The sequence below is a fragment of the Burkholderia gladioli genome (assembly GCF_000959725.1).
In the GTDB taxonomy this organism is placed as follows: domain Bacteria; phylum Pseudomonadota; class Gammaproteobacteria; order Burkholderiales; family Burkholderiaceae; genus Burkholderia; species Burkholderia gladioli.
The window spans coordinates 887,439-908,251 of record NZ_CP009322.1; the positions used below are offsets into that span (position 1 = coordinate 887,439).

At 68.5% G+C, this 20,813-nt stretch carries 16 protein-coding genes; 10 read left to right on the forward strand and 6 right to left on the reverse strand.

Translation table 11 applies throughout. From position 1 onward, the window contains the following. The first annotated feature begins 83 nt into the window (after positions 1–83). Positions 84–1,649, forward strand: a complete 1,566-nt coding sequence (locus tag BM43_RS04630; RefSeq protein WP_013689941.1) for a methyl-accepting chemotaxis protein — start codon at positions 84–86, stop codon at positions 1,647–1,649. A gap of 124 nt (positions 1,650–1,773) precedes the next feature. Here BM43_RS04630 and BM43_RS04635 read toward each other — a convergent pair whose 3' ends face one another. Then, positions 1,774–2,244, reverse strand: a complete 471-nt coding sequence (locus BM43_RS04635) for a nuclear transport factor 2 family protein (RefSeq protein WP_036056674.1) — start codon at positions 2,242–2,244, stop codon at positions 1,774–1,776. A 539-nt stretch (positions 2,245–2,783) separates the two neighbouring features. Here BM43_RS04635 and BM43_RS04640 point away from each other — a divergent pair. After that, positions 2,784–4,127, forward strand: coding sequence for an MFS transporter (locus BM43_RS04640; protein ID WP_036056673.1), 1,344 nt, complete (start codon positions 2,784–2,786; stop codon positions 4,125–4,127). 54 nt (positions 4,128–4,181) lie between these two features. Here the strand turns inward: BM43_RS04640 and BM43_RS04645 are convergent, their stop codons facing one another. Then, positions 4,182–4,445: an NAD-dependent epimerase/dehydratase family protein gene (locus BM43_RS04645; protein ID WP_052409200.1), complete on the reverse strand. Its 264-nt coding sequence runs from the start codon at positions 4,443–4,445 to the stop codon at positions 4,182–4,184. Positions 4,446–4,839: 394 nt separating this feature from the next. Here BM43_RS04645 and BM43_RS04650 point away from each other — a divergent pair, with 394 nt between their 5' ends. From BM43_RS04650 to BM43_RS04665, 4 genes are all read left to right on the forward strand, one after another. Continuing rightward, a complete protein-coding gene (locus BM43_RS04650; protein WP_036056672.1) occupies positions 4,840–7,626 on the forward strand; it encodes a type VI secretion system Vgr family protein in 2,787 nt (928 codons plus the stop codon). Positions 7,627–7,647: 21 nt separating this feature from the next. Next, positions 7,648–9,975 (forward strand): T6SS effector phospholipase Tle3 domain-containing protein, encoded by a 2,328-nt coding sequence (locus BM43_RS04655; protein ID WP_036056671.1) that lies wholly within the window; start codon positions 7,648–7,650, stop codon positions 9,973–9,975. Next, positions 9,972–11,681 carry a type VI lipase adapter Tla3 domain-containing protein gene (locus BM43_RS04660; RefSeq protein ID WP_036056670.1) on the forward strand — a complete coding sequence of 570 codons (1,710 nt, stop codon included), beginning with the start codon at positions 9,972–9,974 and terminating at the stop codon, positions 11,679–11,681. Before BM43_RS04655 ends, BM43_RS04660 begins: the two co-directional genes overlap by 4 nt. A 64-nt stretch (positions 11,682–11,745) precedes the next feature. Next, positions 11,746–12,009, forward strand: a complete 264-nt coding sequence (locus BM43_RS04665; RefSeq protein WP_013689945.1) for a PAAR domain-containing protein — start codon at positions 11,746–11,748, stop codon at positions 12,007–12,009. 20 nt (positions 12,010–12,029) lie between these two features. Here BM43_RS04665 and BM43_RS04670 read toward each other — a convergent pair whose 3' ends face one another. The 3 genes from BM43_RS04670 to BM43_RS04680 all read right to left on the reverse strand — a co-directional run bounded on the left by BM43_RS04670 (position 12,030) and on the right by BM43_RS04680 (position 15,670). Continuing rightward, positions 12,030–12,797: a hypothetical protein gene (locus BM43_RS04670; RefSeq protein WP_036056669.1), complete on the reverse strand. Its 768-nt coding sequence runs from the start codon at positions 12,795–12,797 to the stop codon at positions 12,030–12,032. 168 nt (positions 12,798–12,965) lie between these two features. After that, on the reverse strand, positions 12,966–14,036 hold the full coding sequence (locus BM43_RS04675; RefSeq protein ID WP_036056668.1) for an Ldh family oxidoreductase: 1,071 nt from the start codon (positions 14,034–14,036) through the stop codon (positions 12,966–12,968). A gap of 53 nt (positions 14,037–14,089) precedes the next feature. Further along, positions 14,090–15,670, reverse strand: coding sequence for a UxaA family hydrolase (locus BM43_RS04680; protein ID WP_042285506.1), 1,581 nt, complete (start codon positions 15,668–15,670; stop codon positions 14,090–14,092). A 151-nt stretch (positions 15,671–15,821) separates the two neighbouring features. On the opposite strand from BM43_RS04680, the gene BM43_RS04685 reads away from it, so the two are divergent. Next, positions 15,822–16,763: a LysR family transcriptional regulator gene (locus tag BM43_RS04685; protein WP_036056667.1), complete on the forward strand. Its 942-nt coding sequence runs from the start codon at positions 15,822–15,824 to the stop codon at positions 16,761–16,763. A gap of 155 nt (positions 16,764–16,918) precedes the next feature. Continuing rightward, positions 16,919–17,578, forward strand: coding sequence for an aspartyl/asparaginyl beta-hydroxylase domain-containing protein (locus tag BM43_RS04690; RefSeq protein WP_036057339.1), 660 nt, complete (start codon positions 16,919–16,921; stop codon positions 17,576–17,578). A 53-nt stretch (positions 17,579–17,631) separates the two neighbouring features. On the opposite strand, the gene BM43_RS04695 is transcribed toward BM43_RS04690, so the two are convergent. Beyond that, positions 17,632–18,321, reverse strand: a complete 690-nt coding sequence (locus BM43_RS04695; RefSeq protein WP_013689950.1) for a hypothetical protein — start codon at positions 18,319–18,321, stop codon at positions 17,632–17,634. Between the two features lie 536 nt (positions 18,322–18,857). Here BM43_RS04695 and BM43_RS04700 point away from each other — a divergent pair. Further along, a complete protein-coding gene (locus BM43_RS04700) occupies positions 18,858–19,964 on the forward strand; it encodes a lactonase family protein (protein WP_036056666.1) in 1,107 nt (368 codons plus the stop codon). A 152-nt stretch (positions 19,965–20,116) separates the two neighbouring features. Continuing rightward, on the forward strand, positions 20,117–20,728 hold the full coding sequence (locus BM43_RS04705) for a GNAT family N-acetyltransferase (RefSeq protein ID WP_036056665.1): 612 nt from the start codon (positions 20,117–20,119) through the stop codon (positions 20,726–20,728). The last annotated feature ends 85 nt before the right edge of the window (positions 20,729–20,813 follow it).

Genomic DNA, 20,813 nt, shown 5'->3' on the forward strand with positions numbered 1-20,813 from the left:
CCCGCCTGCGCCGCGCGCCTCGCGCTGCCGTCAAACACTGGCCGGTTTGAAACACGGTCCAGTAACCTGAGCGAGACTTCGAGATGCGCACCCTTACCCTGAACCGGAAACTGACGTCGATGATCGCGATCCTGTGGATCGGCCTGCTGCTGATCGCGGGATTCGGCGCCTGGCATGCCCGCCAGTCCATGCTCGAGGCGCGCCGCGCGGCGCTCGCCTCGCTGGTCAGCGAGGCCTATGGCGTGGCCGAGCATTACTACCAACTCGCCCAGCAGCACACGCTGCCCGAGGACGAGGCCAAGCAGCGCGCGCTCGATGCGATCGCGGCGATGCGCTACGGCAGCGACGGCTACATCTCGATCAACGATTCGCAGCCGGCGATGATCATGCATCCGATCAAGCCGGCCCTGAACGGCACCAACCTGGCGAACTTCGCCGATCCGAACGGCGCCCACCTGTTCGTCGACATCGTCAAGGCCGGCAAGGAGGGCGGCGAGGGCAGCAGCGCGCCGGGCTACGTGCGTTACCTGTGGCCCAAGCCCGGCGCCGACGCGCCGGTCGAGAAGACCAGCGTGGTGCGCCGCTTCGCGCCCTGGGACTGGTTCCTGGTGACCGGCATGTACATGGACGACATCCGCGCGGCCATGTATCGCGACATCCTCATCTGGCTGGCCGTGTCGGGCGCGCTGGGCATCGTCGCCTCGCTGCTGATGGTGCTGGTGCTGCGCAGCGTGCGGCGCAGCCTCGGCGGCCATCTGGAGTCGGCGGTGGAGACCGCGCAGCGCATCGCGCAAGGCGACCTGACCGCCCATGTCGCGCTGCGCGGCGACGATCGCGGCAGCCTGCTGCACGCGCTGCACACCATGCAGGCGGGGCTCATCGAGATGGTCTCGCGGGTGCGGCTCGGCACCGAGAACATCAACGTCGGCGCCACCGAGATCTCGGCTGGCAACACCGATCTCTCGCAGCGTACCGAGCAGCAGGCGGCGGCCCTGGTCGAGACCGCCTCCAGCATGGACGAGATCACCTCGCACGTGCGGCAGAGCGCGGAAAGCGCTTCGCAGGCGGCCGCGCTGGCCGGGCAGGCGGCCAACGTGGCTACCCGCGGCAGCGAGGTGGTGGGCGACGTGGTGCGTACCATGGCGGCGATCACCGACAGCTCGCGCAAGATCGCCGACATCATCGGCGTGATCGACGGCATCGCTTTCCAGACCAATATCCTGGCGCTGAACGCGGCGGTGGAGGCGGCGCGCGCCGGCGAGCAGGGCCGCGGGTTCGCGGTGGTGGCCGCCGAGGTGCGTTCGCTGGCGCAGCGTTCGGCCACCGCAGCCAAGGAGATCAAGTCGCTGATCGAGACCTCCACCGACACGGTCGAGCAGGGCGCCTCGCTGGTCACCGACGCGGGTTCGACCATGCAGGAGATCGTGCAGTCGGTGAAGCGCGTCAACGAGATCCTCGGCGAGATCAGCCAGGCCGCCACCGAGCAGAGCACCGGCATCGAGCAGGTCAATCGCGCGGTGGGCGAGATGGACCAGGTGACCCAGCAGAATGCCGCGCTGGTCGAGCAGGCCGCGGCCGCCGCGCATTCGCTGAAGGACCAGGCCGATGCGCTGCGTCACGCGGTGACGCAGTTCGCCTTGCCGGCCTGAGCCGGCGGCGCCCGCCATCGCGGCGGGCGGCAATGAAAAACAACGAAAAAGGGAGCGTCGCCCGACGCTCCCTCGACGGCCCCGGCCTATTCCAAGGCGCCGGGCCGAGCCATGTTCGGCATTCTTACTTCTGCGGCAGCGGCACGGCCTGGCGCGCCAGCAGGCGCCAGCCGTCCGGATGATGCTTCCAGACCTGCAGCACACCGATGTGCGAGGTGGTGACCTTGCCATCCGGCTGGTTGTTCTCCGAATCGAATACGTGGCGCACGATCGCGTTGTCGCCGACCACCTTGACGGTCTGGTCCGACAGCGTCACCGACTTGAACGCGCCGGTGCCCACCAGATCCTTCAGGAATTCCGCGCGATCCTCGATATGGGCCGAGGAATGGCCGTAGCTCAGTTCCGGCTCGGTCAGCTTCTTCAGCGTGGCCTCGTCGCCGGCCACCATCGCCACGCGCAACTGCTCGACCGCCTTGGCGACCGCCGCGTCGCCGCTCGCGTGCGAAGTCGCCGCGCCGGCCATCAGGCTGGCGATGGCCAGCGCGACGCCGAACGCGGCGCGCAGGGCGGTATGACGGGTTGTCTGGAACGGCATCTGTCGTCTCCTGTGGTGTCGATGGGGGTTGGGCAAGCGGGATATCGAACGCGCGCGGCCGTGCCGGCACGGCTATTTATCGGTTGTCCGATATCATTTCGGAACGTTATTCCATTTATGAAGCTGGTCCCATCGCGGTTAACCCTGCAAGCGCGGCCAAATAAGGCTTGTATCGGAAAATTCGGCAGCCGTGAGATGCTCATTACGGAACGATATTCCGAACTCATCTGACGTGAGACTTTGCTACTCGCAAAACGGCGCGCGGCGCCTCGCGCGAGCCCGGATCGGGGTTGACCCGGCGGCGGGTTAGCCCCTAAGGCGCGATAAGCGGATGGAATCGCTCCCCCGCAAAATTTGATTGGATTTCCGTCGGGCCGCGCCTGTATGTTGTCGGAACCGGTACCTTGGCTGGCCACCCCGCCGCGCGTGCCGGCGCGGTTGCGGTCGTTGTCGAGTTTCGAGCGGGCGCGCCCATCCTCGCCATGGGGCGCGTCGACACCTAGAACGTACAGAACGAGACCCCAGCAAGGAGACACCCGATGAAGCCCACCACTCCCGACGCGCTGCCGGCCGAGGCCGGATCCGCCCAGGCCGGCACGCGCGACGCGGCCTCGCCGCGCGTGCGCCGCATCCAGCGCACCGCGCTCGCGCTGCTGCTGATGAGCGGCGTGGTCAACTACCTCGACCGCTCGACGCTGTCGATCGCCACCCCGCTGATCCGCCAGGATCTCGGCTTCTCGGTGCCGCAGATGGGCCTGCTGCTGTCGGCCTTCCTGTGGGCCTATGCGTTCGCGCAATTGCCGGCGGGCATGCTGATCGACCGGCTCGGCGCGCGCCTGACGCTGGCCATGAGCCTCGCGCTGTGGTCGGTGGCGCAGACCTTTGGCGGCGTGGTCAACGGCTTCTCGCAGTTCTTCGCGGCGCGCATGGTGCTCGGCGTCGGCGAGGCGCCGCAGTTCCCGACCAGCGCGCGGATCGTGCGCGACTGGTTCGCCAAGCACGAGCGCGGCACCGCCACCGGCATCTGGAACAGCTCGTCGACGCTCGGCACCGCGATCTCCGCGCCGCTGCTGACCGTCCTGATGCTGAACCTCGGCTGGCGCTGGATGTTCGTGGTGATGGGGGTGGCGGGCCTCGCGCTGGCGCTGGCCTTCTACCTGCTGCATCGCGACCCGCGCCATGTCTCGCTGACCCAGCGCGAGCGCGAGTATCTCGACGATACCGAGGGCCTGGCCAGCACGCGTCCGACCTGGGCCGACTGGCGCCACCTGCTGCGCTATCGCACCACCTGGGGCATGCTGCTGGGCTTCTTCGGCACCATCTACGTGCTGTGGCTCTACAACGCCTGGCTGCCGACCTACCTGCAGATGGAGCATCACCTGACCATCGCGCGCACCGGCTGGGTGGCCGCCGTGCCCTACCTGTTCGGCGTGATCGGGAGCCTGTCGGGCGGGCGCATCTGCGACGTGCTGGCCCGGCGCGGCGTCTCGCAGATCAACAGCCGCAAGTACCCGATGGTCGCCTCGCTGCTCGGCATCGCGGTGTTCACCACGCTCACGGCGCTGACCGACAACACCGCGCTGGCGGTGACCTTCATCTCGGTGTCGATGATGCTGATGTACATCTCCTCGAGCGCGGCCTGGGCGATGGCCTCGGTGGCGGCGCCGGCCAACTCCACCGCCTCGATCGGCGCGATGCAGAACTTCGGCGGCTATTTCGGCGGCGCGCTGGCGCCGGTGGTGACGGGCTTCATCGTGCAGGCCTCGCACTCGTTCAAGCCGGCGCTGTATGTCGGCGCGGCGGTGGTGGTGGTGGCGATGATCGGCTACTGGACCCTGGTGGGCGAGCCGGTGCCGGTGCGCGGCAGCGAGGAAGCGGTTTAGGCGCGGGCGCGGCGCGCGCTCCGGCCGGGAGGCCGGTGCCGCCGCGCCGCGGCCTCATTTCCAGAGTAGCGCGCGTGGCGAGAATCCCAGCTTCTCCCTGGCGCGGGGGTTCGACGCGCCGCTCAGCCGGGTGTGGTAGTAGACCGCTTCCTCGCCGGCGGTATCGAGCGCGTCCTCGGCACTCAGCCGTCGGGACGCCGGCGCGTCGACCCAGCGGGCGAAGGCCGGCATCCATTGCGCGACCGGCAGCGGATCGTCGTCGACGATGTTGTAGACATCCGGATCTCCGGTGATCGAGGCAACCGTCGCCGCGAGCACCTCATCCTCGTACTGACCGATGGTTCGGGTGCTTTCGCCGATTTCACCGGGCGCATCCTACCGAAGCCGGCTCGACGTGGGCTCGATGCCGGCCATGAATCCCGCGCGTGGCGGAGCCGCCGGATATCGAGCGCCAATCACTCGGTATTACTCGAAATGAATTCGGTTGAATTTGCCGACTTCATTTCAATAAAGAGTAATTTTTCCTTATTCGGCCAAAATGACCGAAGCCGTCGGCACCCTTTACCAGCTTGGCGTAGCGCCAAGGGAGCGGATCGTTGATTCGATTTTTCCGATGGGACGAATGATTGCCTATTTCGAATCAATACCCTACTGCTTACGGCTTGAAATGTATTTATACTGCGCAGGCTAAAAATAAGCTTACAGGTTCGTCGTGAATAACTTGAACGATACCTTGCACGCGTTTGCGACGGGGGCGGTGGACTGGAACAACCGGCCGGTCGCGCTGAACTTCGGCAAGGCGCAGGATACGCTCGGCCACCTGCTGGCCCTCCAGCACGCGGATATCCGCGAAGGCCTGATGACCGGCGTGCATGGCTACCTGACCTGCGTGTGCGCGCGGCGCGACCTGGCGCCGACGCTGTTCATCGGCGTGCCCGTTTCGGTGCGCCTGGTGACCGATCGCGGCCAGCTGCGCACCATCAACGCCATCATCCGCGACGTGCAGATCGGTCAATCCGACGGCGAGCTGACGGTCTATCAATTGACGATCTGCGACGCGCTCTCGTTGATGGACAAGCGAATCAACTCGCGCATCTTCCTGAAACGCAGCGTGGTCGACATCCTGGCCGTGATGCTGGACCAGTGGCGCCAGCGCAGCCAGACGCTGGCCTCGGCGTTCGAATACGACCTGTCCCTGCTCGATACCTCGCGCTACCCCGCGCGCGAGCTGACCCGGCAGGTCAACGAATCGGACGCGGCCTTCCTGCGGCGCCTGCTGCGGCGCGAGGGCATCAGCGTGTTCGTGCGCGCCGGCGCCGCCCAGAACGGCGGCGCCGAGACGCCGGTGCATACCCTGGTGTTCTGCGACGACCCGATGCGCCTGCCGCAGGCTTCCGCCGGCACCGTGCGCCTGCACCCGCGCGATGCGGGCACCGAGCAACGCGACACGGTCACGCTGTTCGCCCTGCATCGCCGCCTGATTCCCGGCATGACGGGGCGCCCGTCGTGGGACTACAAGAAGGCCCGCATGGACGAGTCGACCGCGGCGGCCGCCATCGACCAGGGCGCGGCGGGCAACGACCTGGCGAAGCTGCTGACCGACGTGGCGATCGAGATCCCGCACGTCGGCGATTCCTGGGACGACCACGACCGCATCACGCGCGATCGCATGCTCGCGCACCAGTTCGAGGCCGAGCGTCACGACGGCGTGAGCAGCGTGCGCGACATGCCGGTCGGCTACTGGGTCACGCTCGCGGGCGACGTCGATCTCGACATGCAGCCCGCCGAGAAGCGGCAGTTCCTGATCACCTCGGTCCATCACGAGATCTGGAACAACCTGCCGAAGGACTTGACCGGGCGGGCCCATGCGCTGTTCGCGGCGAGCCGCAATCTCGCCAACGCGGCGCCGGCCGCGCCGGCCGGGCTGGCGACGGAATCGGACACGCGCTACGAGAACCGCTTCACCTGCGTGCAGCGCGGCGTGCCGCTGACGCCGGCCTACGACCCGAACACCGACCTGCCGCCGGTGCACCTGGCCACCGGCGTGATCGTCACGCGCGACGGCGAGGAGGTGGTGTGCGACGCGATGGGGCGCGTCTACGTGCAGCTCCAGGGGCTCGATCCCGACGACCACGCGCATGCGCAGGGCGCCGGCACCAAGGGCGACGCGGGCGACAGCGCGCCGATCCGCCTGGCCTCGAGCCTGGCCGGCACGAACTTCGGCGATTCCTTCCTGCCGCGGGCGGGCATGGAGGTGCTGCTCGGCTGCATCGGCGGCGACCCCGACCGGCTGGTCATCATCGGCGTGCTGGGCAACGGCACCACGCCGCCCGCGACCTTCACCCATACCGGCACGCTGCCCGGCAATCGCCACGTATCGGGCATCAAGACCAAGGAAATCAAGGGCCAGCGCTACAACCAGCTCAGGCTCGACGACACGCCCCAGCAGATCAGCGCGCAACTGGCCAGCGAGCACGCGCACACGCAGCTGAACCTCGGCTACCTGACCCAGCCGCGCCAGGACGGCGTCGGCCAGGACCGCGGCGAGGGCGCCGAGCTGCGCACCGACGCGGCCGCCGCGCTGCGTGCCGCGCAAGGCATCCTGCTGACCACCTACGCGCGCACCCAGGCGAGCGGCGGCCAGCTCGACCGCGACGAGCTGCTGAAGCTGCTCGGCGAATGCACGGAGCTGTTCAAGTCGCTCGGCGACTATGCCGGCCAGCATGGCGGGCAGGCCGCGGACGGCGCGGGCCAGGCCGATGTCGCGCAGCGCTTTCGCGGCTGGTCCCCGGGCGCGGGCGGCGGTGCGGGCGAGGCGGGCGCATCGCCCGCCGGCGACGCTCCCTCGCTGATCGCCTTCGGCGCGCAGGCCGGCACGCTCAACGTGACGCCGAAGACGCACCTGAGCTATGCCGGCGAGAACATCGATCAGGTCGCGCAGCAGCACGTGCAATTGATGAGCGGGCAGCGCCTGAACGCCACCGCGGGGCAGGGCATGCAACTGTTCGCGCGCGGCGCGGGCGTGCAGGCGGTGGCCGGCGAGGGGCCGATGCTGCTGCAGGCGCAGGCCGACACGCTGACCGCCAACGCGCAGAAGGGCCTGCGCATCGCCAGCAACGAGGGCGAGGTGCTGGTCACGGCGCCGGTGATCCGCCTGGTCGCGGAAGACGGCAGCTACATCCGGATCGGCGAGGGCGTGACGCTGGGCACCAACGGCGACATCAAGCTGCTGTCGGCCTCGCACCAATGGGGCGGGCCGTCCACGCAGCAGGCCGCGAAGACCAGCTTCGCCAGCCGGCCGACCGACCAGCAGTTCCGCCTGCATTTCCCCGGGCACACGGCCGATGCGCCGGCGCCCGCGGCCAACCAGGCCTATCGCATCACGCTCAACGACGGGCGCGTGGTGGAAGGCAAGTCCGACGCGAGCGGGCTCACGGACATGGTGAAGGACGACGTGATGCGCATCGCGAAGATCGATATCTTGAAGCCGTCGCTATAAGACGGCAGGGGGAGAAACTCAATGGCAGACGACAGCAGCGGCTATCGCGTGCACGCGCAGGGCGCCGGCGTGACGATGACCGACCGGCCCGACGCGCGCAACGTCCCCTTGCCCGGCAACCTGCCCGGGATCGTGATCTTCATCCACGGCGTGAACGATACCGGCGCCGTGTATTCGTTCGTCGAACAGGGGCTGTGCCAGGGGCTCAACGAGCGTCTGTCGCGCGCCGACCTGAAGCCGGGCAGCTACGGCGACCAGTACCGGCGGGCCAAGGCGCAGAGCCGCAACGGCGCCACCGCGCGCAACAACGAGGTGCTGTCCGATCCGGACACCTACCTGTATCGCCGCACGGTGGGCGACGCGACCCACAGCATGTTCCTGCCGTTCTACTGGGGGCTGCGCGCCGACAACAAGGACATCGCGAAGATCCACAACGCCGGCATCGTCTCGAGCACCTCGCAGGACGAGAACCACAACCTGATGACGCGCGGCCAGTACCAGGACGTCTACGGCAACCGGCTCGACGCGCATTTCGCCAAGGCCGGCGGCTTCTTCGCCAACGCCACCAACAACATCCCGCAGATGTACGGCGAGGGCTTCAAGCCCGACTGGGTCACGCGGCGCGTGATGCACAACGCGCTGGGCGGCAACACGCTCTATGCCGGGCAGGCGCCGCAGCGCCGCTACTTCGTGCTGGCCGCGGCGCGCCTGGCCAGGTTGATCATGACGATCCGCACCATCCAGCCGAGCGCGCTGGCCCTGGCCGCGGGCATGAACCCCGAGCACGAGACCATCACCGTGATGGGCCACAGCCAGGGGACCATCATCACGCTGCTGGCGCAGGCGATGCTCAAGCAGAAGGGGCAGCGCTGCGTCGACTGCATCATCATGGTCGACACGCCCTACAGCTTCCACGCGACCGACGACGGCAGCAACCAGACCGGCCACGGCAAGCTGAAGACCATGATCGACATCACCAACGCGGTCACCAGCCAGCCGCACACGATTCCCGACCTGGCCGAGCTGATGATCAACGCCGACAAGTCGCACGGGCGCGCCGGCAAGGACTGGAGCAAGGCGAACGGCAAGCGGCTCGACAAGGGCGGCAAGAACTGGATCACCTTCGACGAACGCGACAATCGCGGCAAGGTGTACCTGTATTTCTGTCCCGAGGACACCGTGGTCGGCCTCAAGAAGGTGCAGGGGATCGGCACCTTCGGCGTGCCCGACCAGGTGCCGGCCGACGGCGCCGCGGCGCGCCAGGGCAAGACCATGCCGGCCATGACGGCGCTCGCGCCCAAGCGCTTCTTCCAGCGCATGTGGACGCGCATGGAGCGCGATCACAACGGCGACGGCAAGTTCCGCAAGGTGCCGGTCGGCACGGCGCCGGCCCGCGTGCCGGTGCGCGACGCGTACGAGCGGCTGTCGCCGGGGCCGGACACCGACGGCTCGATGGTCGGCACGGCGCTCGGCATGGGCACCAACGCGGCGCTGCAGTCGTCGTTCTCGCGCAACGACATCCGCTTCATCAACGGCGAGGAACTGAAGCCGCCCTGCGTGCCCGACATGTATGGCGGCGAGATCCAGAAGGGCGGACCGCGTCCCGGCCACGCCGATGTTGCCGGCCTGATGACGCCCGACGACGTCACCAAGGACGTCGGGCTCGGCAACCAGTACGCGAGCTTCAAGTGGGTCGACGTCGATACCACGCGCAATCCGTTCGCCGGCACCGATTCGTACAAGGCCGCCTTCAATCGCGGCAAGGACGTCGACGACCAGTCGCAGAACTGGCGCATCACCACCTCGCTGAGCTCCACCCTGCTGACGCCGGCGCTGCCCCAGCGCGTGGTCCAGCGCGAGGAAACGCCGAACGAGGCGCGCGCGCGCATGGAGAAGGATCCCGCCGCGCGCGAGGCCAACAACTATCACTCGGGCCTGCTGCACAGCGCCGAGAACCATCGCTGGGTCACCGCGATGGACGTGGCGATCGGCCAGGCCGTCACGCTCGACGATCCGGCCTGGCGCGAGCTGCTGACCCTGATGGCCGACTGGAAGATGGACGCCGCCACGATGGCCAAGATCCAGCGCAATGCGGCCTATTCACGCCTCGATACGGACACGCGCAATTTCATCAAGGCCGTTTCGGATTACTACCAGAACGGCAGCTTCCCGGCCGAGCACTTCGTCTCGTCCACCATGCCGCCGCTGGTGACCAGCGAGCTGACGCCGAGCGCGGTGGCCGCGCAGAAGAAGGCCGAGGAAGAGTACTGGCGGCAGGAATCGCAGAAGGCCCAGGCGATGTACGGCAACAAGACGATGGGCGAGATATTCCAGGGCTTTCCGCGATGATCACGAGACCGCGTATTTGGCCGTATGCTATCGCCTTCGCGGTGGCGGCGATCGCCTGGCTTCTGCTGGTGATGGCCAGACACTACAGTTATTGGGAAACGACGGGCCGGGAGATGCCGGATATGGCAAGCAGTATTCGCAATGGCGTGGTGGTGGCCTTGGGGCTGGCGGTGCTCGCCTACGGACTGAGCGTGGCATGGGTGCATCGCAGTGCCGCGAAGACGCCCGCCGAGCCGGCCGCGCAGGCCCAGGCCGCCGCAGGCGGGGCAGCGCCCGGCGAGAGCCACGCCGCGCTCGCGCACGGCTTCAACGGCGCGAGCGCTTTGCTCGCGCGCAAGGGGCCGCAGGCGGTGCTCGAGGTACGCGGGCTCGGCGCCGTGACCGGCTACGAGACCAACCAGGAAATCTGGGCGAAGATCGTCCAGAAAGCCGACAACCACGCCAGCTATTTCTCGAGCAATCCCGAGGATTATCCCGACAGCGAGGATGCGCGCCTCGACGACATGCGCGTGTCGATCACCACCAGCTTCAAGCTCGGCGCGCGGCATGCCGTCGAATACTGGCCGGTGCCGGTGATCGTGTGGGGGCCGGCCAAGAACGCGCACAACGCCTATCGCGCCGCGATGAACATCGCCGACAGCCGGCAGAAGGCGGGGCTCGGCGTCACGCTGTTCCTGTGGCAGGAGGATGCCAATGGCGACGACGGCGCGGCCATGCTCGAGAAACTGTTCGACTTCTTCGACGCGCATCCCGACGTGCCCGCCGCGCTGGTCTACAGCCTCGACGGTTCGACCATGCGTTCGCTGCTCGGCGCGCCCGGCAGCGGCGGCGCCGCGCCGGCGGCACACGCGAGGCCGGCGCTGCCGGACAGCATCGTCGCGATGCTGGTGTCGCGCTCCGATCGCGTCGATCGGCTGGTGCGCCCGTTCGCGGTCGAGCAGACCGAGCAGATCGATCGCACCCACGGCGAATACGATGTCGTGAAGCTCTGGAATTTCTACTGGGACAAGAACGACGATCGCGGCCCCGAGGGTTTCGATGCCCACTATCGCAAGCAGGCCAAGGCGGCCGGCGTCGACGATCCGGACTCGATCGGCACCATGACGGCGAGCTGGTGGCAGGCGCAACTGCCGGCGTTCTGGAAGACCATCGGCAACCAGGGCCCCGGCCAGTTCACGACCTCGTCCTACCTCCCGGTGCGCTGGACCAATTGGCAACTGCGCCAGTTCGACGACGCGCCGCTGCTGGGCTACCTGCATCGTCCCGTCGACGTCAAGCTGACCGACGATCATGGCCAGCCGCTGAAGACCGCAGCGCAGGCGGCCGCGCTGAAGGCCGGCTGGGAGCAGGCGGTCGCGGCGCTGCCGCAGGGCCGCGAGCCCAGGCGGGTGTTCTACGACACCACCGCGGACCGGCTGTGGGTGGTGCCGCTGAACCAGGCGCTGGCCCAGGTCGGCGCGGGCGCGCCCAGCCTCGACGACGTCAAGGAGGGTTACGACATCGGCGCGCGCATCGGCAATACCGGCGTGAGTTCGCCGCTGGTGCAGATCGGCCTCGGCCTGATCGCGGGCTACGACGACGGCGGCGCGAGCGCGACCGTGAACCGGCGCCCGAACGGCACCGCCAGCATCGTGATGGTGAGCCCGCCCGAGGACGGCAACAAGGCGGCGTGGCAGCAGAAGACCGGCGGCAGCCCCTTCAAATGATGGCCGGCACGCCCAAGGTATCGACTCGCGCCGCGCGGCTGCGCCTGGAAGCAGGGAGCCGGCGATGCGCGGCGTGATCCGGATCGGCGACGCCACCTCGCATGGCGGCAAGGTGGTCACGGGCCGCGATACCTCGACCGTGATGGGGCGCGCGGTGGCCTGTGTCGGCGATCGCTGCACCTGCCCGATGTCGGGCCACGAGCATTGCGTGATCGTGGAGGGCGACCCGCAGGTCCTGATCGACGGCGTCGCCGTGGCCTTCGACGGCCACCACACGTCGTGCGGCGCCACGCTGATTTCCTCGGTGCCCAGCTCGGGGCGGACCTAGGCTCCCGCGCGGCGCGCCGCTCATTTCTTCTTCTTGCCGCCGCCGCTCGCGGCCGGGTCCTTCAGCGTCGCGGCGTTGGGCTTGTCCTGCGTGGAGCGGAGATTGACCGTCTTCATGTTCTCCATGTCCTTGCAGAAGAAGTACGGCGCCAGCAACTTGGCCATGTCCTTGGACGCGGGCGCCTTCTTGCCGCCCGTCGGCAGCAACAGGCCCTTGGTCTTGGCGTCGTCGTAGGCCTTGCTGAGCGCCTTGTTGGCGGCCTTGTCGGGGCCGAAGGAATTGCTGGAACTCAGGCCCAGCCCCCACGACAGATCCCCGGATTCGGCCTTGCCGCTCTTGAAGCCGACGCTGCGCATGTCCGTGACGAAACCCGGCGCATGCACCTCGATCAGGTGCGTGTAGCCGTTCTTTTCGCTCAGGTATTCCTCGGAATATTTCCGGTGGCTGGCCCAGCCCTGGTGGCCCTCGATCTGCAGGGCCTTGAGTTCCAGGTATTTCTTGGCGCGCAGCTCCGGCGTGCCCTGCTTGAAGACGGTCTGCCAGGCATCGTATTCGTCGCGGTGCATGGCGCGATAGAAATAATCCTGCTTTTCCACCAGCCGGTAGTGGTTGTCGTCGGTGCCGATCAGGCGGTCGGCATCGGCCGAGCTGTCGACTTCGACCGGGCGCTCGTAGTAGCGATCGCCGTTGCCGCTCTCGCGATCGAATTTCATCGTGGTGCTTTCCGCCTTGTCCGCCGGGTTGTAGGGATCGGGGGATGCGTCGGCGTCGTTGCTGGATGTGGCCATGAATCGCTCCGTGCCTCGAATGGGGTGTTGCAACATCAGCCACAACACCCGGGCATCGGGTTTTATTCCAACTGGCGGGACGAGGCGGGGAGCGGGAAAGGAAAGGCGGCAGGCGGGGCAGGCCGTCCGCGCCGAAGACGGGGCGGACGGTAGCGGGGCGATGCGCGATCAGGAAGCCGTGCCCACCCGTGCCGGCAGCTTCAGGCCGTAACGCTCGCCGCAAGCGCCCAGCGCCGGTGCGATCGCCGGATGCAGCTTCACGCCCGCCTGCAACTGCTCGCGCTTGCGCGCCAGGCCCCGGTCGCCCGGCATCCGCACCTCGGAAAAGCCGGGGCGCGGCGGGTTGCTGCGGCAGGCCTCGGCGATCCAGTCCATCTGCCGCCTGAAATCCGCCTCGCCGCCGAAGGCCGAGGGATCGTGCAGCGTCAGGTAGACCGTCGCGCCCCAGCCGTCGGGCGGATCGGCTCGGCCGTGGCCGGCCAGGCCGCCGGTGAGCGCGTCGATCAGCAGCGCCAGGCCGAAACCCTTGTGCCCGAACGGCAGGCCGCCGAGCGGCAGGATGGTGCCGGGCGGCTCGGTGTTCAGCACCCCCGGGTCGCGGCTGGCATTGCCCTCGGCGTCGAGCAGCACCGGCTCGTCGAACTGCTGGCCGGACTTGGCCAGGCGCGCGCTCATGCCGTTGGTGACCAGCGAGGCCGAGATGTCGATCAGGAACGGCGTGCCCGAGGTGGGGATGCCGGCCGCGATCGGGTTCGGCGTGAACACCGCGCGCGTGCCGCCGAACGGCGCGACGCTGTGGGTGGCCGGGTCCGAGCTGCCGAGCAGGATCATGAAGCCCTCGGCGGTGGCGCGCTCCAGGTAGCTGGCCAGGCAGGCGATATGGTGGCTGCGGCGGATCACCAGGGTGGCGCTGCCGTATTGCCGGGCGCGCGGCGCCAGCGTCTCGATGCCGGACATCACCAGCGAGGGCCCGGGCAGGCGGCGGCCGTCCCACAGCAGGCTGGCGCCGCGGTCGGACAGCACCTCCGGCTCGCCCGAGCGCGTCATGGTCCCGCGCTCGAGTTCGCCCACGTAGGGCGCGAGCAGCGCGAGGCCGTGCGTGTCGTGGCCCATCAGGTCGCCGTCGACCAGGGTGGCGGCGACGGCCCGCGCATGCGGCGCGTCGAGCCCGGCGGCGGCGAGTAGCGCCTCGGCGAAGGCCTGCAGTTCGGTGGCGGCGTAGCGGACGTCTTGAGTCATGGCGTGATCGGTTCGGGTTGTCGGGAGGGCAAGCGGGGCGCGCGGTGCGCGGCTCAGAGCGTCGCGCCGAGCTGCCAGGGCACGAACTCGTTCTGTCCGTAGCCGTGCAGTTCGCTGCGCGTCGGCTGGCCCGAGGCGGTGGCGAGCATCTGCTCGAAGATCCGTTGGCCGAGTTCGTCGATGCTGGCCTCGCCGTCGAGAATGGTGCCGCAGTTGATGTCGATATCCTCGGACTGGCGGCGCCACAGCGCGCTATTGGTGCCGAGCTTCAGCGAGGGCGAGGGCGCGCAGCCATAGGCCGAGCCGCGCCCGGTGGTGAAGCACAGCAGGTTGGCGCCGCCCGCCACCTGGCCGGTCGCCGAGACCGGGTCGTAGCCGGGCGTGTCCATGAACACCAGGCCGGCGGCGCGCACGTTTTCGGCGTAGCGATAGACCTCCACCAGGTTGGTGGTGCCGGCCTTGGCGACCGCGCCCAGCGATTTCTCGAGGATGGTGGTCAGGCCGCCGGCCTTGTTGCCGGCCGAGGGATTGTTGTTGAGGTCGGCATTCATGCGCCGGCAGTATTCTTCCCACCAGTGGATCCGCGCCATCAGCTTCTCGCCGATCTCGGGCGAGACCGCGCGGCGCGTGAGCAGGTGCTCGGCGCCATAGATCTCGGGCGTCTCCGACAGGATCGCGGTGCCGCCGTGCGCCACCAGCCTGTCGACCGCGGCGCCCAGCGCCGGGTTCGCGGTGATGCCCGAATAGCCGTCGGAGCCGCCGCATTGCAGGCCGACGATCAGGTGGCGCGCCTCCACCGGTTCGCGCCGCACCGCGTTCGCGCGCGGCAGCATGGCCTTGATCGCCTCGACCCCGGCCGCGACCGTGGCTGCCGTGCCGCCGTTGGCCTGGATCGTCATGGCCTGGAGCGCGGCGCCGGTCTCGATCGCCTGGTCGCGCAGCAGCGCGTCGATCTGGTTGGTCTCGCAGCCTAGCCCGACCATCAGCACGCCGGCGAAATTCGGGTGCCGCGCATAACCGCCCAGCGTGCGGCGCAGCACCGCGATCGCCTCGCCGTCCGAGGCGATGCCGCAGCCCAGGCCGTGGGTCAGCGCGATCACGCCGTCCACGTTGGGGTAGTCGGCCAGCGCCTCGGGGCGGATGTCGCGGCGAAACTGGTCGGCGATCGCGCGCGCGGCGGTGGCCGAGCAATTCACCGAAGTCAGGATGCCGATGTAGTTGCGCGTCGCCACGCGTCCGTCGGCGCGCACGATGCCCGCGAAGCGCGCGGGCGTCGCGCTGGGCCGGGTCGGCTTGGCGTCCACGCCGAACGCGCCGTCGCGCTCGAACTCGCCCATCGACAGGTTGTGCACGTGGACGTGCTCGCCGATCTCGATCGCGCGCGAGGCGAAGCCGATGATCTGGCCGTAGCGGCGCACCGGCGCGCCGGCCGCCACCGCGCGTCGCGCGATCTTGTGGCCGGCGGGGACCAGGCCGCGCGCGATCACCCCGGCCTCGATCGATGCGCCCGCAACCAGTTGCCGGCGCGCGATCAGCACGTCGTCGTCGGGATGCAGCGCGACCACCTGGGAGGCGGGCTGGGAGGATGCCTCGGGAGCGGAGTCGGAATGGGCGGGGGCGCTGTCGAGCTTCATCGATCGTCTCGTTGGTCTCTTGGATATCGGGGGCCTGGCATGCGGCGGGCAGGGCAGGTCGAAGCACTTTAGGCAGACGCGCGATAAACGTCCAATCGAAGAATTGTTAGACTCGATTCCATTCGGTTATCGCCGCACTGAGGTTTACCCTATGGATCGCCATCGCCCCCTGTTGTCCGCGACGCTGCCCTCGAAGCTGCGCTTTCGCCACCTGCAGTTGCTCGAACTGCTGGGGCGCACCCACAACCTGCGCGCGGCGGCCGAGCAGATGCACGTCACGCAGCCGGCCGCCACCAAGATCCTCGGCGATATCGAGGCGATGTTCGGCGAGCGCCTGTTCGAGCGGCTGCCGCGCGAGATGCGGCCCACCGACCTGGGCCTGCTGGCGATCCGCTACGCGGGCAGCGCGATGTCCGGGCTCGGCAAGTTCGCCAATGAATTCGTGACCCAGCAGGGCGGCGGTTACGGGCACCTGACGGTCGGCGCGATCTCGGCCTCGGCCGCGCAGATCGTGATCGCGGCGATCCGCGAGATCCAGGCGCGGCGCCCGCGCCTGGTGATCAAGCTGGTCGAGCAGAGCAGCGACCAGCTCGCGATCTGGCTCGAGCACAAGCAGCTGGACCTGATGATCGGCCGGCTCACCGAGCCGCGCCAGCGTGCCATCTTCGATGCGGTCGAGCTGTCGGACGAGCCGGTCTGCTTCGTGGTCGGCAGCCATCATCCGCTGCTGCGCGCGCGGCGCGTCGACATCGCCGATCTCGGCCATTGGCCCTGGATCCTCTATCCCAGCGCCACCGCGATCCGCCAGCTGTTCGAGGAGACCTTCGCCAGCGCGGGGCTGGTCGCGCCGGTCGGGATGGTGGAGACGCCCTCGATCTTCTCGACCATCGAGCTGCTCCGCTCGACCGAGATGATCTCGCTGCAGCCGCGCGCGGTGGTGCAGCAGCGCATCGACGAGGGCCTGCTCGGCTGCCTGCCGATCGAGGTGCGCCGCAGCATGAGCCACTACAGCGTGATCACCCGCAAGAACGAGCTGCCCTCGCCGCAGATGGAGGAATTCGTGGCGATCCTGAGGCAGCGCGCGGCGGGCTAGCGGCGGCGGTTCGGGCTGAACCGGCGGCCTGCCCGGCGTACCCGGCCATCAAGCTTTCGGCGTGACTCGCCGGTTTCACACATTCGCCGGAACGAGTGGTGTACGTTACGGTGAACTATCCGATCGACTCATTTTCCTTTTCCGGTGACATCGTCATGCAAGATCGATTCGCGTCCGCCTTTCAGCATGCTCCCTCGCCCACCGACCGGCCGGCGTTCTACCCGCTCGCGCAGTTCCCTCGATTGCAGGAGCTCGCCCTGAACTGGGAGGTGATCCGCGACGAGTGCATGAACCTGGATGCCCCCTTGCTCGAAATCGATCGCGTGGGCAAGAACCATGACCAGGTGCATGCCGAGATCATCGATCACGTCAGGAAGGGCGGGCGATACGGCTGGCTGCTGGGATGGAAGTCGGACGGAAGCTTCAATCGCGACTGGACGCAATACGGCCTGGTCGTGCGCGACCAGGCGATCCCGTTCGCCGCCGAGGCCATGCCGCGGACGATCGAGATGCTGGGCAGGATCAAGGGCATCAAGGTATGTGCCCTGTCGCGGATGATGCCGAACGTGTTGCTGAGCACGCATCGACATCCGGAGTTGCTCGAGCAGGGCATGCTGCAGATGCACATCACGCTCGACGCGGCGGTCGAGGGGAATTATGCCTACCTGAACGTGGCCGGCCATTTCAACCAGAACCAGGTCGGCAATGCCATCGTGTTCGACGGCTCGCTCGATCATTTCGCCCTGAATGCCTCGCCCGTGCCGCGCACGATCTTCTACATGGAGTTCGAGCGCGACAAGCAGATCCAGGGGTGATCCACGCGGCGCGGCGCCGGGCGGCACGGCGCCGGCAGGCGGCCCGCCGATGCTCAGGAGACGTTCGCGCTGCAGCTCGGATACGGCGCCTTCTCGCCCGGCACGATCGGGCAGACCTTCAGCGGCATCAGGTTGCGCACGCGCTGCAGCCACATGGCGGCGTCGATATCGAGCGGCTTGGTGGACAGCGGGCCGCGCTGCGCCCATTGCAGCGTGTAGAGATCCTTGGCACCCTTCACCACCGTGATCGCGGTGGTTTCGCTGTGGCCCGCGCTGGCCGCGGCATTGCCGCAACTCACCACCATCGAGAAGGCGTCGCTGCCGTTGAGCTTGCCGTCGTAGATGCCCTTGGCCGAGAAGCTCTGCGGGCAGGCCTTCTGGAAGCCGGCGGCGATGCCGGTGGCATAGCTCTTGGCATCGGCTTCCGGATGCTTGGCGATCACGTTCTGCGCGCCCGTCAGCGTGATCATCTGCGACCAGTTCGCGTTGGTTTCGCCGGGCAGCACCCATTCGTGCGCGTAGTCGTCGCCGCGCGTGCCTTCGTAGATCGACACGAAGCGCGTCGGCAGGCGGAAGTAGACCAGCTGGTTGTAGATCGGCGCGATGGTCGCGATCACGGGCAGCACCGGTTGGCTGGCCGAGGCGGCCGGAGCGGCAGCGGGGGTTTGCGCCTGGGCGCCGGCGGCGAGTGTCAGGGTCAGCAGCGATCCCGCGAGCAGCGCGGTGGAGCGGATAACACGCATGATGTCCTCGTGGATGTTTTGGGCGTCGGTGTCGATGGCGTCATATGCACCATCCTAGGCTGCGAATGTATCGCAAACCTCCCGTTCTGGTCGATGCTTTTACGCTCTGCAACATGTTGTGACGATGATCGCCGCTGCGCTGCGACATCGCGCGTTAACAGTCTTTCACGAGCGCGAATTCGCGAATGCGTATGCACCTATGCAAGCGCGACGCATCGCCCGTGCCCGACGGAAACCGGCGCCGGTGGCAGGCCCGCGTATCGCCTCGATTTGGTTGCGTGCGCATCCATTCGGCATTTGATTCGGATCGCGAACGAAGCGCGTGATCGGCTGGGTCATTGCCGGGCCTCGAAGGGCGGGGCGCGAGCGCGAGGCGGCCGGTGATCGTGCGGGCCCTATGCGGGTCGAGGAGGATTGCCGTACCGGCACGTGAGATATACGATGTCGCTCAACTTGGGATGTGAAAGACAGATTCAAGCATGAATTAGCTGGGATCGATCTATTTTAAGTTGTCAGACGACATATAAGGAGGTGGGATGAAACAGGTGCGTACGCTCCGTGCCTTCACGCTCGCGGTCTCGCTGGCGGCAGCCGGGCTGGCGATGGCCGTCGAGGCAGCCACCTACGCCTATGTCTCGAATGCCGATAGCGGCAGCATCTCGGTGCTGCGGCTCGATACGGCCAGCGGGGCGCTCACGCCGGTCGAGACGGTCGAGGCGGGGGGCACGGTGATGCCGATGGCGCTCTCGCCGAACCATCTGCGGCTCTACGCCGGGATCCGCTCGCAGCCCTATCGCGTGCTCAGCTTCGCGCTCAATCCGCTCGACGGCCGCCTCACCGAACTCGGCAGCGCGCCGCTCGCGCACAGCATGCCCTACCTGTCGACCGACGCGACGGGCCGCTACCTGTTCTCGGCCTCCTACGACGGCAACCTGCTGGCGGTCAACACGATCGGCGCGGACGGCCTGGTCGGCCCGGTCAGGCAGACCGTTCCCACCGGCCCGAAGGCGCACGCGATCCTGCCCGCGCCCGACAACCGCGTGGCCTTCGCCTCGGTGCTCGGCGCCGACGCCTGGCTGCGGCTGCGCTTCGACGCCGGCACCGGCGAGCTGACGCTGGACGACGCGCCGGCCTATGCGCTGCCGCCCAAGTCCGGCCCGCGCCATTTCCGCTTCTCGCCTGACCAGCGCTTCGTGTACCTGATCGACGAACTGGACGGCAAGCTGCACGTGCTGGCCTTCGATCGCGAGCACGACCGCGTGAAGCCGGTGCAGACCGTGTCGATCCTGCCGCCCGGTTTCGGCGCCCAGACGCCCTGGGGCGCCGACCTGCACCTCACGCCGGACGGCCGCTTCCTCTATGCCTCGGAGCGCACCTCGAGCACGCTGGCCACCTGGCGCGTCGATCGCGCCAGCGGCCGTCTCACGCGCATCGCCACCACGCCGACCGAGAAGCAGCCGCGCGGTTTCGCGATCGATCCGTCGGGGCATTACCTGCTGGCGGTCGGGCAGTTGTCGACCTCGCTGCGCGTGTACCGCATCGATACGCGCAGCGGGGCCCTGGCGCCGCTTGGCGAGGCGCCGGTCGGCAAGGGCGCGAACTGGATCGAGATGGTCGATTTCGACGGTTCGAACGGCGGCTGAGCGGCGAGGCGCGGCGCTTGCCCGCTCGCTTGCCCGGCGGCGATCGGGTGGGTTTCCCGATGGCGGCGCCGGTGCCGCTCGTGAGATGATTGGCGCCGATCGCCGGCGCGCGTCGCGCTGCCGGCCAAACCACGAGACCTGCGCCGGGCGTGATGCCCGGCGGCCACCCGAGCGCCCCGATGGAAGCCTTTCCCCACCTGCTCACGCGGCGGCTGGTGCTGCGCGAGCTGAGCGCGGCCGATGCGCCGGCGCTCTACGCGATCCATGGCGACGCCGAGGCGATGCGCTGGTACGGCGCCGATCCGCTCACGGCACCCGCCCAGGCGGCGCGCCTGATCGATACCTTCAGCGCCTGGCGGATCGCCGGCAGCGGCCTGCGCTGGGGCCTGGAGCGGCGCGCCGACGCGCGCCTGCTGGGCACCTGCGGGCTGTTCCGCTGGAGCCGCCCGTGGCGCAGTTGCACGATCGGCTACGAGCTGGCGCGCGAGGTCCGGGGGCAGGGGTTCATGCGCGAGGCGCTGGGTGCCGTGCTCGAGCACGGTTTCGAGACGATGGCGCTCAATCGCATCGAGGCGCGCGTGCATCCCGACAACGCGGCTTCGCTGCGTGCGCTCGAGGCGCTCGGCTTCGTGCGCGAGGGCTACCAGCGCCAGGCGGGTTACTGGGGCGGCGCATTCCACGATCTCGCGCAATACGCGCTGCTGCGCGAGGACCATCGTGCGCGCGGCGCGGGGGGCGCGCCCCCGATCGCGCGCCGCGCCTGAGCGGCGCGCTCGCGCTCACGCCGGCGGGCGCTGGACGCGGCCGCCCGGCGGCAGGCCACCGGCGCTGCCGGCGGCCATCCTCGGC